General features: G+C 42.1%; 11 protein-coding genes. 9 read left to right on the forward strand and 2 right to left on the reverse strand.

Annotated elements, in window-relative coordinates; all coding sequences use genetic code 11:
- Positions 1–39 precede the first annotated feature (39 nt).
- Positions 40–327: a FoF1 ATP synthase subunit delta/epsilon gene (locus HMPREF1551_RS10775; protein WP_021629176.1), complete on the reverse strand. Its 288-nt coding sequence runs from the start codon at positions 325–327 to the stop codon at positions 40–42.
- Between the two features lie 8 nt (positions 328–335).
- Positions 336–1,850, reverse strand: coding sequence for a F0F1 ATP synthase subunit beta (atpD, locus tag HMPREF1551_RS10780; RefSeq protein ID WP_021629177.1), 1,515 nt, complete (start codon positions 1,848–1,850; stop codon positions 336–338).
- A 336-nt stretch (positions 1,851–2,186) separates the two neighbouring features.
- On the opposite strand from atpD, the gene HMPREF1551_RS10785 reads away from it, so the two are divergent.
- From HMPREF1551_RS10785 to HMPREF1551_RS10820, 9 genes are all read left to right on the forward strand, one after another.
- Positions 2,187–2,696: a 30S ribosomal protein S16 gene (locus HMPREF1551_RS10785; RefSeq protein WP_021629178.1), complete on the forward strand. Its 510-nt coding sequence runs from the start codon at positions 2,187–2,189 to the stop codon at positions 2,694–2,696.
- The gene (rimM, locus tag HMPREF1551_RS10790) at positions 2,696–3,226 is read left to right on the forward strand and encodes a ribosome maturation factor RimM (protein ID WP_021629179.1); all 531 of its coding nucleotides are present in this window, start codon (positions 2,696–2,698) and stop codon (positions 3,224–3,226) included. Before HMPREF1551_RS10785 ends, rimM begins: the two co-directional genes overlap by 1 nt.
- Positions 3,227–3,378: 152 nt before the next feature.
- Complete coding sequence (locus tag HMPREF1551_RS10795; protein WP_021629180.1) at positions 3,379–3,645, forward strand: hypothetical protein; 267 nt, start codon at positions 3,379–3,381, stop codon at positions 3,643–3,645.
- On the forward strand, positions 3,635–3,994 hold the full coding sequence (locus HMPREF1551_RS10800; RefSeq protein WP_021629181.1) for a hypothetical protein: 360 nt from the start codon (positions 3,635–3,637) through the stop codon (positions 3,992–3,994). The genes HMPREF1551_RS10795 and HMPREF1551_RS10800 overlap by 11 nt, the downstream gene beginning before the upstream one ends.
- A 24-nt stretch (positions 3,995–4,018) precedes the next feature.
- Positions 4,019–4,468, forward strand: a complete 450-nt coding sequence (locus tag HMPREF1551_RS10805) for a septal ring lytic transglycosylase RlpA family protein (protein ID WP_021629182.1) — start codon at positions 4,019–4,021, stop codon at positions 4,466–4,468.
- Positions 4,465–5,232 (forward strand): hypothetical protein, encoded by a 768-nt coding sequence (locus HMPREF1551_RS10810; protein ID WP_021629183.1) that lies wholly within the window; start codon positions 4,465–4,467, stop codon positions 5,230–5,232. The genes HMPREF1551_RS10805 and HMPREF1551_RS10810 overlap by 4 nt, the downstream gene beginning before the upstream one ends.
- Positions 5,233–5,518: 286 nt before the next feature.
- Entirely contained in the window at positions 5,519–5,812 is a 294-nt protein-coding gene (locus HMPREF1551_RS10815; protein WP_021629184.1) for a hypothetical protein, read from the forward strand.
- A gap of 76 nt (positions 5,813–5,888) precedes the next feature.
- Positions 5,889–6,023: a hypothetical protein gene (locus HMPREF1551_RS14370; protein ID WP_021629185.1), complete on the forward strand. Its 135-nt coding sequence runs from the start codon at positions 5,889–5,891 to the stop codon at positions 6,021–6,023.
- Between the two features lie 477 nt (positions 6,024–6,500).
- A partial coding sequence (locus HMPREF1551_RS10820) for a hypothetical protein (protein WP_021629186.1) occupies positions 6,501–13,491 on the forward strand: 6,991 nt, incomplete at its 3' end.

Genomic DNA, 13,491 nt, shown 5'->3' on the forward strand with positions numbered 1-13,491 from the left:
GCCATTAATGGTTGTGATTCTAAATTTATAAAAATAAGATTATTGAGCCAATACAATGATTTTATTATCTTTTTGCTCTACGACACCTTCGGAAATTTTTAAGCTACGTTCTCCACGAGGGGAGTGGTCGCTCTGGGCGAAGTATTCCTGGGCAAAAACCTTAGGGGCTTCACTTTCGGCAAAGGTGATGGTGCCTTTTTCTAAGAGTGCTACAATAGGGGCGTGGTTTTCAAGGATTTGGAAAGATCCCTTTGCACCAGGCAGGGTGATGATACTCACCTTACCCTTGTAGAGCACTGCCTCTGGGGTTACTATTTCTAATATCATAATAGGTCTTAGTTTTGGGCTTCGGCAAGCATTTTTTCACCGGCCTCGATTACTTCTTCGATCGTTCCTTTAAGGTTGAAAGCGGCTTCGGGTAGGTGGTCAAGCTCTCCATCAAGAATCATATTGAATCCGCGGATAGTGTCCTTAATATCTACAAATACCCCAGGGATACCGGTAAACTGTTCGGCTACGTGGAAAGGCTGAGAGAGGAAACGCTGTACCCTACGAGCGCGTGCTACGGCGAGCTTGTCCTCTTCGGAGAGTTCCTCCATACCAAGGATGGCGATGATATCTTGGAGTTCTTTGTAGTGTTGGAGTAATTCCTTCACACGTTGGGCGCATTCATAGTGGTCTTTGCCCAAGATTTCAGGGGTAAGGATACGAGAAGTAGAGTCCAATGGGTCTACCGCAGGGTAGATACCCAGCTCGGCGATTTTACGGGAGAGTACCGTGGTGGCATCAAGGTGTGCAAAGGTAGTAGCAGGTGCCGGGTCGGTAAGGTCGTCCGCTGGTACATAGACCGCTTGTACGGAGGTAATGGATCCTTTTTTGGTAGAGGTGATACGCTCCTGCATAGCCCCCATTTCAGTGGCCAATGTAGGCTGATAACCCACAGCCGAAGGCATACGGCCGAGCAAGGCAGATACCTCAGAACCCGCTTGGGTGAAGCGGAAGATATTATCCACGAAGAAGAGAACGTCTTTGCCATCCCCTTCGCCAGCGCCATCGCGGAAATACTCGGCTATGGTAAGTCCCGAGAGGGCTACACGGGCACGTGCTCCAGGGGGTTCGTTCATCTGTCCGAATACGAAAGTTGCTTTGGAATCCTTAAGGGCTTTTTTGTCCACCTTGCTAAGATCCCATCCACCTTCTTCCATGGAGTGCATGAAGTCATCCCCATATTTGATAATTCCGGATTCGAGCATCTCTCTCAGTAGGTCATTCCCCTCACGAGTACGTTCGCCCACTCCAGCAAATACGGAAAGTCCTCCGTGTCCTTTAGCAATATTGTTGATAAGCTCCTGGATAAGAACCGTTTTTCCTACCCCAGCTCCTCCGAAGAGCCCGATTTTACCACCTTTGGCATAAGGTTCGATTAGGTCAATTACCTTAATCCCAGTGAAAAGGACTTCGGTAACGGTAGATAAGTCCTCGAATTTGGGAGCTTTACGGTGAATGGGTAGGCCATTTTCTCCACTTTTAGGCAGGTTGCCTAGCCCGTCGATACCATCACCGATTACATTGAACAAACGTCCAAATACTTCCTGACCGATAGGCATTTGGATAGGGTGCCCAGTGGCCACCACTTCCATTCCACGGCTAAGCCCTTCGGTAGCATCCATGGAGATGGCTCGTACCGTATCTTCCCCTATGTGGGACTGTACTTCCAAGATCAGCGGCTTGCCTTCCTTGCTAACAATCTCCAATGAATCATAAATTTTAGGCATTTCCTTCTCCGAAGGAAACGTAACATCTACCACAGGACCAATCACCTGTGCTATTTTACCTTTGTATTGTGCCATATCTTTTATTTAAAAAAAGCGCATTTATTTTTGTGTGCAAAGATACATTTTTTATTTGAGAATAGCAAAAATATTTTTAGTTTTTTAGTGATTAGTTCTTAGTTCTTAGTTTTTAGTGGTTAGTGGTTAGTGGTTAGTGATTAGTGGTTAGTTTTCAGTTGTTAGGAATTGAGTGCCTTGTAGGGGCTAATGGCAATTAGCCTTCATTAACCATTAATCATTAACCATTAATCATTAATCATTAACCATTAAAAAAAGATTTGTTCATTAAAAAATAAATATGTACCTTTGCCCCCGATTATTAATAGAGGTCGTGTACCTCACAAGTCTTATTATATGCCTGTAAAAATTAGATTACAAAGACATGGTAAAAAGGGGAAACCTTTTTACTGGCTAGTAGCCGCTGATGTACGTGCTTCCCGCGATGGTAAGTTCCTTCAAAAAATTGGTACTTACAACCCTAACAGCAACCCCGCTCAGATAGACCTTGATATAGATGAGGCTATTAAGTGGTTAGGCTTTGGGGCGCAACCTACTGAAACAGCGCGTCGTATCCTTTCTTACAAGGGTGTATTGCTCAAATACCACCTACAAGGAGGCGTGAAGAAAGGTGCCCTTACCCAAGAGCAAGCCGATGCTAAGTTCGAAGCATGGCAAAAAGAAAAAGAACAAAAAATTACTGCTAAGAAGGAAAATCTCCACAAAGGAAAGGTATCCGCTAAGCAAGAAAGCGTAAAGGCTGAACAGGCCTACAACCAAAAACGCAAAGAAGCGCAAGCCGCTAAGGCTCAGGAAGCTGCCGCAGCTCCAGCCGAAGAAGCTACTGCTCCAGAATCAGAAGCTTAATGAGGAAGGAAGACACTTTCTTTGTCGGTACCATTGTATCCAAATTTAGCTTCAAAGGGGAAGTCCTCGTCAAAACAGATGGGGATGATCTCTCCTTGCTCGAAAATAGGGAATCAGTCTTTGTCGAACTCGGCAAGGATCTGATTCCTTTTTTTATTGAAAAATGCAGCTATCACAAGTCCAATTTGCTTAGAATCAAGTTCGAAGAGGTCGATACCGAGCGCGATGCCGAAGCACTGCTCCGTCATCATCTCTTCCTACCCCTCTCCCTACTGCCTAAGCTTACGGGCAATAAGTTCTACTATCATGAAGTGATTGGCTTTGAGGTCTTTGACGTTCATTATGGTAGGGTAGGGGTCATCACCCATATCAACGATAGCTCTTCCCAACCTATCTTCGAAATAGCACACCAAGGCCAGCAGATTCTCATCCCTCTACATGACGATTTCCTTAAGGAAGTCAACCGTAAAGACAAGAAAATTACGGTACAAACCCCCGATGGGCTTATTGAACTCTATATTAATGGCTAATTGTTAATGGTTAATGATTAATGATTAATTATCAAAGGTTAATGAGGGCTATTACCATTAGCTACTAACCCCTAACCACTAATCCCTAACCCCTAATTTGGTATGATTTTTGTGGTCAAAAAACTAATTTTGCATACTTAAAAAGAAATCTTATGGCTTATACACTTACTATTACCAATGAAAGTCCTCAGGCCTTGGCTTTTATAAAAGAAGCTAAGAAACTTGATTTTGTAAAAATAACCAAGACCAAGGAAACCAAACCAAAGGTAGAAACCTCTGTGGGGGATGAATCTCGTGTATACAATGCACAGCAAGAAAAATTTAGAAGAAAACTTCTTAAGGCTCTCAAGCAAGCTGATGATGTCCGTACAGGTAAAATAAAGGCTGGAAAATTAGACGATCTACTTAATGAACTATAGTTTTGACTTTATACCTGATTTTAAAAAGGATTTAAAAATCTTAGCCAAGAAATATAAGAGTTTAAAACAAGATATTGAAAATCTTAAGGCTGAAATAGAAGCAAATCCTGATATTGGTGTTCATTTGGGAGGAGGGCTCAGAAAGATACGTCTTAATATTACTTCCAAAAATCAAGGTAAAAGTGGAGGTGCACGTGTTATTACCCATGAACTCCTTGTAAAAATAGAAAATGAAGAGGAAATGTCTGTTCTTTTTATTTCTATCTATGACAAATCAGAATATAATACAGTTGATTTGAGTATAATTAGAGAAGTCGTAAAAGAATATAGAACAGAGAGTAACAACTAATCACTAACCCCTAACCCCTATTTTATGCGCTATCTTCCTTTACTTCTTCTCCTTTTAGTGGCTTGTCATGCTCCTAAGGCGACACAGCAACACAAGCATACGAAAACCAACTCAACGGTTTCGAAACCCACTACAAAGCCTTCAGAGAAGCCAGCGGCTAAGGCTGCTATAGGGGAGCGTAAGGCCAATGCAGTGGCTACCTATTACCATAATAAGTTCAACGGACGAAAGACTTCCAGTGGAGAAGTCTTTAGCAATCAGAAATTTACAGCAGCCCATCGCACTTTGCCCTTTGGCACTCAGCTTCGGGTGACCAATCCGCTCAATGGTAAGTCGGTGGTGGTAAAGGTCAATGACCGTGGCCCTTTTACCAAGGGTAAAGATCTTGACCTCTCCCATAAGGCCTTTATGCAAATCACCGACAATCCTAACAAAGGAAACCTTTCTGTCCTTATAGAAGTCCTATCAGAATGAAATACAAGGGCGTTCTCCTTTTCCTAATTCGAGAGAATATCATCGTAGCTACTGCCGTCACAGCCTTGGCTATCAGTACCTTGCACCTCTTCCACCAACCGATGGCCTATGCAGCGCTTTGCTCCCTATGGGTGGGAACGATACTTTCCTATTCCTTGGCCAAGGAAGGCCAATTGCGATACGACCATCCTTGCTGGTGGGTTTTGGCAGCTATTGCCTGTGGGGCTTTTCTTTTTCTCTCTAAAGTAGGGCAGGGGCTGCTGCTGCTCTCCGGGCTGCTTAGTATGGCTTACAATGCCCCCTACCGATGGGCAAATCTCCGTCACCTACCCTTTCTCAAGGTGCTCATCGTCGCCCTTTGCTGGGTCTTAGGGAGTGTATATCTTCCCCTTTCTGAAACCCCGATTCCCTTGTTTTCCAAGCCTGTAAGTCTGCTCGCCCTACAGTATTTCCTATGGGTGGTGGTGCTTATCCTTCCCTTTGACATCCGTGACCGTTCCAGCGATGCGGCCTCCCTGTACACCCTCCCCACCGCCTTGGGTACCGTGAAGACTAAGGTTATCGGTAGCTTCCTTATGCTCCTCTATATGTGCATCGCCTACAGGAGTTATCCCCTGTCGCTTCTGCTAAGGCAAGGAATCGCCGCCTTTCTTACTCTCATACTACTGCTCTGCGCCCATGAGCGACAGTCCCCCCTCTATAGCGGCCTATGGGTGGAGAGTATACCGATTGTATATACTTTTTTAGTGACCAATGACGAGTGACCAATGACCAATGATGCAAATCAATAGTTATAGTCAATCAGAAATGGCTTACAAAAGATTGATATGAGTAAGTGTAGGGGCTAATGGCAATTAGCCTTTAAAAGAGAATAAATGAAAGTTTGTTACCTTGTATAAGCATTTAGAAATATTTTTATTGCATAAATTCTTACTTCTCACCCACCTTTTCCTTGACTTTACTTCTTAGATACCGTACCTTTGCAGCTGTAAATAAGGTCACTATTCACTACCCCCTAATCACTAACCCCTAACCCCTAACCCCTAACCCATGGAAGAGGCTATTCAAATACTATGGACTTATGCACGTCGCGAGCCAATCAACTGCAATGGGAAAATGGTAGTACCCACCGTCAATAATAGCATTGCAGCCATCCGCATTATTGCTCGCTTAGAAGGATGGTTTCAAAAAAGTGAAAAAAGAAGATGGAATAGTGAAGAGCGAAACGGAAAAAATGAAAAATCAATAGAACCCTTTAATTATGAGAATACGTATAAAAAAGAAAATAATCACCTAAGTAAAGATATTGAACTAACCCACAAATATAATGAAATAAACAAATAAAATACTACTATAGCGCCAAAAATAGTAGAAAATACCGATGTAGAACCTGTAAAGAAAACAACAACACCTAAAAACTATGAAACCTATAAAAATAAAAACAGAAAAAAAAGCAACTACAAAAGCTTTAGATTTAGAAAATGCAAAGAACATAGCTTCAAACATAGCTTCCTACATACCTATACCCCTAATTTATATGCTAAAAGCCACTTAACGACCGCCTATACCTATCATACAGCCCCTATAGCCCCTACCTATAGTAGCAAACCTACTTGTTTACATGAGCTTCCACCTTAGCGCGTACACTAAAAATATCCTATATGTTAAAATTTTAACTTGTAGAAATAGTGTTTTTTTAAGCAAAAAATATTTTTCGAAGAGATAAGTCGTAAAATTGAAAAAGAATTAAAAAAGGTGCTTATTATTATTTTTTCAATTTTTGATGATTAATAATTGGTCACTCGTCATTGGTCATTGGTCACTAGTCACTCGTCATTAGTCACTGGTCATTCGTCACTAGTAACTAGTCATTAGTCACTCGTCACTCGTCACTACCTCCTTGTTATTATAAAAAGGTTATTAACAATTAACATTTTTCGGTGGATAAAAAAATAGAAGAAAAAGTTCGTAGGTTGAAAAAAATGATTATCTTTGCCCCTTGAATAAGTTAAATACTTTTAATTGTTTAATTATGAAGAAACTAAATGTTATTAGGTGTATCTTCTTGATAATTATGCTTTTAGTGCCTTTCTTCCCCTCTGTTAGAGCGCAGAATTGCGATCCGAATATTCTCAAGGCATTGGAGCAAACACGTGTTACAGCCTTTGACAAGGTAACTAAAGGGGAGATAGGGAGTCTCTTTATCAAGTATCCTATGAAAGGAGTTACTTATACCTTTACGGATCAGGCGGGAACAAGCTATAGCTATACCCATTCAGGAGGATCTAATTCCGCGGATGTATCGGTGGGTGTGGTTAATACCGAGCGTAAGTTCGCCCTCAAGGCAGTCATGGGAGATTGTGTCTATCAGACCAGCTTTATTTACAAACTCACTCCTGTAACTACTCTTGGTATTGCAGTAAGGGTAGAACATGAGTGGTGTAATGGTGCAGGTGCTCTCTACTATAAGATAGTAGGTGGGGATACTACTAAGTATGACTTCTATCACAGATTGCAGGGAGGAGCTTATGCAGGGCTTTCTTCTCCTGTGGGTGGGGTGACTACCTTAACTTCAGGAACTTATGAAGTGAAGGCCGAACCTAAAGCAGGTGCTCCAGCAGTAGCTCCTGTTTCAGGACTTCAGATAAGATCTTTGAAGCAAACAGTGGATTATACCCTTACCGATCTTCCTTCTAAATGCACAGGGCAACAACCTGGATTACGTGTGAATGTTACCTCCGGAAGTTATCCGCTCCTTTTTAGTCTTTATGATAATACAGGAACAACGCCTGTACCGGGTTTTTACCGACAGACTTCTAATGTTTTTACCAATGTACCTCCTGGCAACTATAAGGTAAAGGTAGAGGACTTTTGTGCAATCACAGGGGGTGATGCTACTGTAAAGGGTCATGTTGTGCCTAATACGATGATTGATTTTACGGATACCTACCTTAATACTATGCAAGAATATGGTTGTGATTACTTAAGTTTCAGTCAGCTAGGGGTTAAAGGTGATAATTTGAGAGCAGCTTTTGAAGCAGGGAGTTTGCCTTTTCCTTTTACTTTGAAATTTGAGCTAAAGGAACCAGCTCCTTCAACTACTGTTCATACGGTAAGCCGTACCTTTAACAACCAGAATGATGTATCTTTATTTTTATATGCTCATCCATATGCTACAGACCTACTGCTTGTAAAAGAGAATCTCAGGGGGGAACGTATCCCTAAAAAGGCGGGACAATGGGAAATAAAAGCAATTGTCTCTGCTTGCGGGGTCAATAAAACCTTAACGGCTAAAACAGTTACTTTTAAGAGTCTATTTGATGACTTTGCAGTCTATGAAGGAGGTGCTTCCCAAACTACGGCTTGTCATTCCACAAACATAGTACTTTCGAATACCACTCGTATGGACATCAGTATAGATATATATGTGGTAGTGGATCAGGCACCAGCCGGTTTCAAAAACGAAGAAGCAGGTTTTTTCAAATTGACTACAAGCAATCCTCTATTACATAACAAATATGTGAAGAAGATCCATTACTATGGAGCTGCTAATAACGCTTATCCTATTGTAGCTCCTGAATTTATAAGTCAAGGGGATCAGTTTAAGTTCCGTGTGGTAGATGCCGAATGTGATCCAGATCGTAATTCAGGAGAACTTCCTTTGACAATTACTCACCCAACTAATAATGAACCTACTGATTTATGGATTCATAATACACAAAGCTGTAGAGGAGTTACCTCTACAGGGGCTCCTTACGGAACATTCTTATTTAGTAGAACAAGAGGAAGTGAGATTACTGAGATAAAAATTCTCTCTTTTGATGGTAATCCTTCTGATTTGAATTTTACTTTGCCCTATACTTTACCCATATCTAATCGTATTAATAGTGATACTTGGGCACTTTATGATCTTCCTGCTGGTAAGTATGATATCTCAATTACCAATAGGTGTGGGAATACGAAACTGTGGCCTAACCAAAAACTTTTTGGGGAAACCTTTTCCTTTACTTGGTCAGAAGGTTGTACACCCTCTCTTGCTGCTATTATTGGTCAGCCAGAGGTAAGAGCTTACCAATCCTATTCAGTAAATTACTTTGTACAGCATTTTGAGAATGGGGAATGGAAAGATGTGGAGCGTATAAATTTGAATTCATCAGCTCTATCCACTTCTTACAATAAGACTTTTACCGAAACTAGACTAAAAGAAGGAAAGTTCCGTGTGTTGCGTAAGATTAAGTATGGAGACAATGGTAAGATTTGTGATATTGTAGTATCTGAAAAGGAATATATAGGAGATTTGAAAAATCCAACGGCTATAGGCGCTGGTTGCCCTAATGGCAAATACCATATTGCTATCATAGCCAATGGAGGTACTCCTCCTTATACCTACGAATGGGTTTCTACGACTCCCGTGGGCTCTACGACTCCTGTACCTTCAGGACATCCAGCGCAGACCAATGATAATTTCTTTGTTGATCTGACTAATAGTGACCCTAATACCACTTATACTTTTGCCGTAACCGATGCTTGTGGAAATAGAAGAACAGTAGATACTAGTCTTGCTGGTGTAGCTACGCCTGAAATTAAAGTTGATGCAGGAGAAAACGCATTCTATTGTACAGGACAACAAGCTACCCTTTCTTTGCCTAACATAAAAGGTATTACCGTAAAATGGTATCGTTCTGATGCTCCTAGCACTATTTTAGGAACAGGTAACTCCTTGACTATAACGGTTGCTCCTGATGATTTTGTTACAGGAAATACGTATATGGTAGAATTGGAAATGCCTGCTAGGCCTGATGTAGCCTCTTGCATTAGTGATGCTATTAATAATAATTTTGCTTATCAGTTCAAATCAAAGAACTTTGTTACTCCTATTCCTCCTACACGAAAGGATATAACCATCTGTGCAGAAAATAATACCACTCAAGACCTGACACAGTTGTTCCAAAATATCCCTACGCTCTCTCCTGGAGTAACTGCTACTATCCGAGAGAAAACGGGAGCTATTTATGTGCCTGATAATAATACTATTACTATCGGAAATATGAAAGGAGAGTATACCTTTGTATATACGCTCTATGAACCTTGTAGGAAAGTGATAGGCACTCCTGTGGAGGCTACTCTTACAGTCAATCGGAAGATAAATCCGAATACCAAGCCGAACATAAAGATCTGTGATCCATCTATTACGATGGATGTGCTTAAGTCTTTAGTGCTTGCAGGTAGCCCAGAGGTAGCTTCATTAGCTCTTGATTTTCATTGGTATCAAAATAATACAGATGCACAAAATCAGCAAAATGAATCAGCGGGAAGTTACGCTATATCACTGAGTCCAGGTCAGAAAAAGACCGTATATGTACGTTACTCTAAGCTCGGTTATTGTTCAGGAGAACCAAAGCCTGTTGAAGTTGAGAGAGAGGCAACAGTAGCACCTAAAGCATTGACTAACCCAGACTGTAGTGTCACTACAGTAAGGACGCTAAAAGCTTTAGTAGACCCTGTGGATAGTGCCAACGTAATTATTTATAAAAATGGTACTGAACTAGGGGATGATATGTTGATAGAGGAGTATACTCCTACTATGTATACATATTCTAAGCGACTATATCAATGTACCCCTCCTGCACAACCATTGACCTTTAGCTATAAGGAACGTACAGCAGCAGCTCCTCAGCAGGTAGGAGTATGTACTTTCCGAGGATATCAAAATGCACCATATGTAAAAGTAGCCGATATTAAGTCTAAAATTCAGGTTCAATATGTAGGTAAGACCATTAGGATTTATCAAAATAGTTTAGAACTTAGTGCAGCAAATGCAGATGTTAACTTTACAGCTACCGATGTTTACTTTACTGTGGAAGAGTCTGGAAAGTGTCCTTCTCTCCAACAAAAGGTAACCCTACAGCAGGCACCTTTTTCAGTGGCTACACTGCTACCTGCACTATCTATTTGTGAGGATACAACCATAGCAGAGCTGAAGGCAGAGATAGGAGCACAAGGACTTTCAAATGTAAGAATTTATAGTTCAAGTCTCGCTACAGAAGAAAGCGATGATAAGTTTGTAGTATGGGGTAATCCTTATTATTATAGAGTAGTAGAGACGGCTAAGTGTCCTAGTGATTTTATACCACTGACCTTTACCAATAAGGGTAATAAGACGGATGCGACACCACGCCGCTTTGAGGTGTGTATTGCACAGAGTGCAACAGCTCGTGTGAGTGACTTAAAAGCCATAATAACAGGTGGAGATGTAAGAATCTTTAAGCGCAACAATGATAATACTTGGTCTGCTCCTTTAACAGATAATGAAGCCGTGAATGAAAACGATGCTTATTTCTATACTTTACGAGCTTCAGGTAAGTGTCCAAGTGACAAGACACCACTTATTTTGGCAATTACCCGCAAGACCACAACGCCTACCGCTCCACCGGATCCTATGTGGTGTAGTGGCAAGAAAGTCTCCGACCTAAAGACCTATATTGCCAGCAAAGGAGTTACAGGTACTATCAAGATCTATGAGAATGCAACTGCTACGACCGACTTGGCCGATGCGACCGTCTTGGAAAAGAACAAGTCTTATCACTTTACCACTCATGATGGGAATCCACAGCGTTGTGAAAGTGACCGTGTGGCCTTGACAGTAACCATCTATGCGAGTCCTGCCATCACCACTCATCCGCAAACGCCAAGTACCCCTCCTTGTGGAGGTAGTCGCCCTACCCTTTCAGTAGTGGCCACCGGAGACGATATCTCTTACCAATGGTATAAGAATACAACCAATGACAATACCTCAGGTGAAATTATCCCAGGAAAGACCTCGGCTACCTTCGACCCTCCTACCGATAGGGTAGAAACCACCTACTATTATGTAAAGGTATCCAGTGGTAAGGGCTGTGCAGCAGCGGTAAGTAACACCGCCAAGATAGAGGTTACCAAGCCTACAAAGATCACTCGCCAACCCGATAATATAAGCCATTGTTTTAGAGCTTTACCACCACCAAGTAGGCTTCAAGTAACAGCAGAAGGTACCGGTACCCTTAGATATCAATGGTATCTAAAGAACAACAATTATCCATCAGGTAGAGCTGTACCTAATGTACCAGGAAATACTGGGCAGGATGCTTTCTATAATCCTCCTATAGATAGTCCTCATACAACTACCTATTATGTCGAAGTAACCAGTGACTGTGGTACGGTAACTAGTGATGAGATAGTGGTAGACATCATACCTTATCCTAGTTTCAAGTCAGGTGGAAACCTAACGACTAATGATGAGGCTACCTACTGTAAGGGAGATATTTCTGTACGCAAGCTCAAAGTAGATGTGCAACAAGGTAATGGTAGCCCTGTATATCAATGGTATAAGGCAACTTCCCCTATGGGAATAGGGCAAGAGATAGCTCGAGCTTGGAGTAATGAATATACCCCTGATGTAAGTGAAGCGGGTACATTCTATTACTATGTAACTGTAAGAAACCAACAATATTGTACAGAAGAACTTACCTCTTATAAAGCTAAGATTGTGGTCAATGAAACCACTGCAATAGTGGATGACTTATCGGAAGATGAAGTGAAGTACTGTAAGGGGGTTACTGCCACCGCACTGACAGTCAAGATGAAGGGTACGCCCAACTATACCTACACTTGGTATAGGGCAAGAAATACTACCGAAACAGGTACAGTGGTAAGAACCCAAACCAGCGCTACGGCTGTACAGGATTCTTACACTCCTTCCGCTGCCGATGAGGGAACCTTCTACTACTATGTCGTGGTACACAGCTCTTGTGGTGCTGATAAGACCAGTAAGCGTGCGAAGATTACCATAACTAAGCATACCGCTATCAAGACCGATGGCAACCTGAGCACCACTGAGGTGGAATATTGTAAGAATGCGACGGCTACCGCCCTTACTGTTAAGGTAGAAGGAACCGCTCCTTATACTTATAAGTGGTATAAGGCCGACAATGCCACCGATATAGGTGATGAAGTAAGAGCTGAAACTGACTCAAATAGTGATCAGGATAGCTATAGACCAGCTACCGATGAAGTAGGTACCGCTTATTACTATGTAAAAATAACCGGACATTGTGGTGCTGAGGTAACCTCCAATCGTGCGAAGATTACCGTGACCAAGGATACCGCTATCAAGACCGATGGTAATTTGAGCACCACTGAGGTGGAATATTGTAAGAATGCGACACCTACCGCCCTTACCGTCAAGGTAGAAGGAACCGCTCCATTTACTTACAAATGGTATAAGGCTGATAACGCCACCGATGCAGGTCAGGAAGTAAGAACTGAAAACAACTCAAATAGTAATGAAGATAGCTATACCCCAGTGGTTACTACCGTAGGTACTGCTTATTACTATGTAAAAATAACCGGACATTGTGGTGCTGAGGTAACCTCCAATCGTGCGAAAATTACCATTACCAAGCCAACGGGATTCAAACCCAATGGTAACCTAGATACCGATGAGGTGAAATACTGTAAGGGTGCTACCAATGTTGAGCCACTTTCGGTAGAGGCCGAAGGTACCGGAAACCTTACTTATCAATGGTATCTAAAGAATGACAATTATCCGTTAGGTACACCAATAGCAGGACAAACCACCGCAACCCTCGCCGCTTCGGCCATCGAAGTGGGTACTCGTGGTACGACTTATTACTATGTCGTGGTACATAGCGATTGTGGAAGTGATGTGACTTCGGCTCGTGCCAAGGTGACCATTACCGATCCAGATACCCCAACGGTGAGTGCTCAGACTTTCTGTAATGCTGCTACCGTAGCGAATCTTGCACCGCAAGGTACGGATATCAAGTGGTATGATGCAGCTGCTGGAGGCTCGCTCTTGACAAGTACTACAGCACTTGTACATAATAATAAATACTATGTAGCCAAAGTACAAGGAGGCTGTGAAAGTGCCCGTGCGGAAGTAACCGTAACGATCATTTCCTTAGCCCAACCGATAGTCTCTGAAGACACCGCCGCTACTTGTACGACAATCAGTAAGGCTAAGA

This window comes from Capnocytophaga sp. oral taxon 863 str. F0517 (genome assembly GCF_000466425.1).
In the GTDB taxonomy this organism is placed as follows: domain Bacteria; phylum Bacteroidota; class Bacteroidia; order Flavobacteriales; family Flavobacteriaceae; genus Capnocytophaga.

Excerpts from the sequence above, each read along its gene's own strand:
- rimM (WP_021629179.1), top strand. The coding sequence starts at position 2,696 with ATGAGGAAGGAAGACACTTTCTTTGTCGGTACCATTGTATCCAAATTT.
- HMPREF1551_RS14370 (WP_021629185.1), top strand. The coding sequence starts at position 5,889 with ATGAAACCTATAAAAATAAAAACAGAAAAAAAAGCAACTACAAAAGCT.
- HMPREF1551_RS10810 (WP_021629183.1), top strand. The coding sequence starts at position 4,465 with ATGAAATACAAGGGCGTTCTCCTTTTCCTAATTCGAGAGAATATCATC.
- HMPREF1551_RS10815 (WP_021629184.1), top strand. The coding sequence starts at position 5,519 with ATGGAAGAGGCTATTCAAATACTATGGACTTATGCACGTCGCGAGCCA.
- HMPREF1551_RS10805 (WP_021629182.1), top strand. The coding sequence starts at position 4,019 with ATGCGCTATCTTCCTTTACTTCTTCTCCTTTTAGTGGCTTGTCATGCT.
- atpD (WP_021629177.1), bottom strand. The coding sequence starts at position 1,850 with ATGGCACAATACAAAGGTAAAATAGCACAGGTGATTGGTCCTGTGGTA.
- HMPREF1551_RS10785 (WP_021629178.1), top strand. The coding sequence starts at position 2,187 with ATGCCTGTAAAAATTAGATTACAAAGACATGGTAAAAAGGGGAAACCT.
- HMPREF1551_RS10775 (WP_021629176.1), bottom strand. The coding sequence starts at position 327 with ATGATATTAGAAATAGTAACCCCAGAGGCAGTGCTCTACAAGGGTAAG.
- HMPREF1551_RS10795 (WP_021629180.1), top strand. The coding sequence starts at position 3,379 with ATGGCTTATACACTTACTATTACCAATGAAAGTCCTCAGGCCTTGGCT.
- HMPREF1551_RS10800 (WP_021629181.1), top strand. The coding sequence starts at position 3,635 with ATGAACTATAGTTTTGACTTTATACCTGATTTTAAAAAGGATTTAAAA.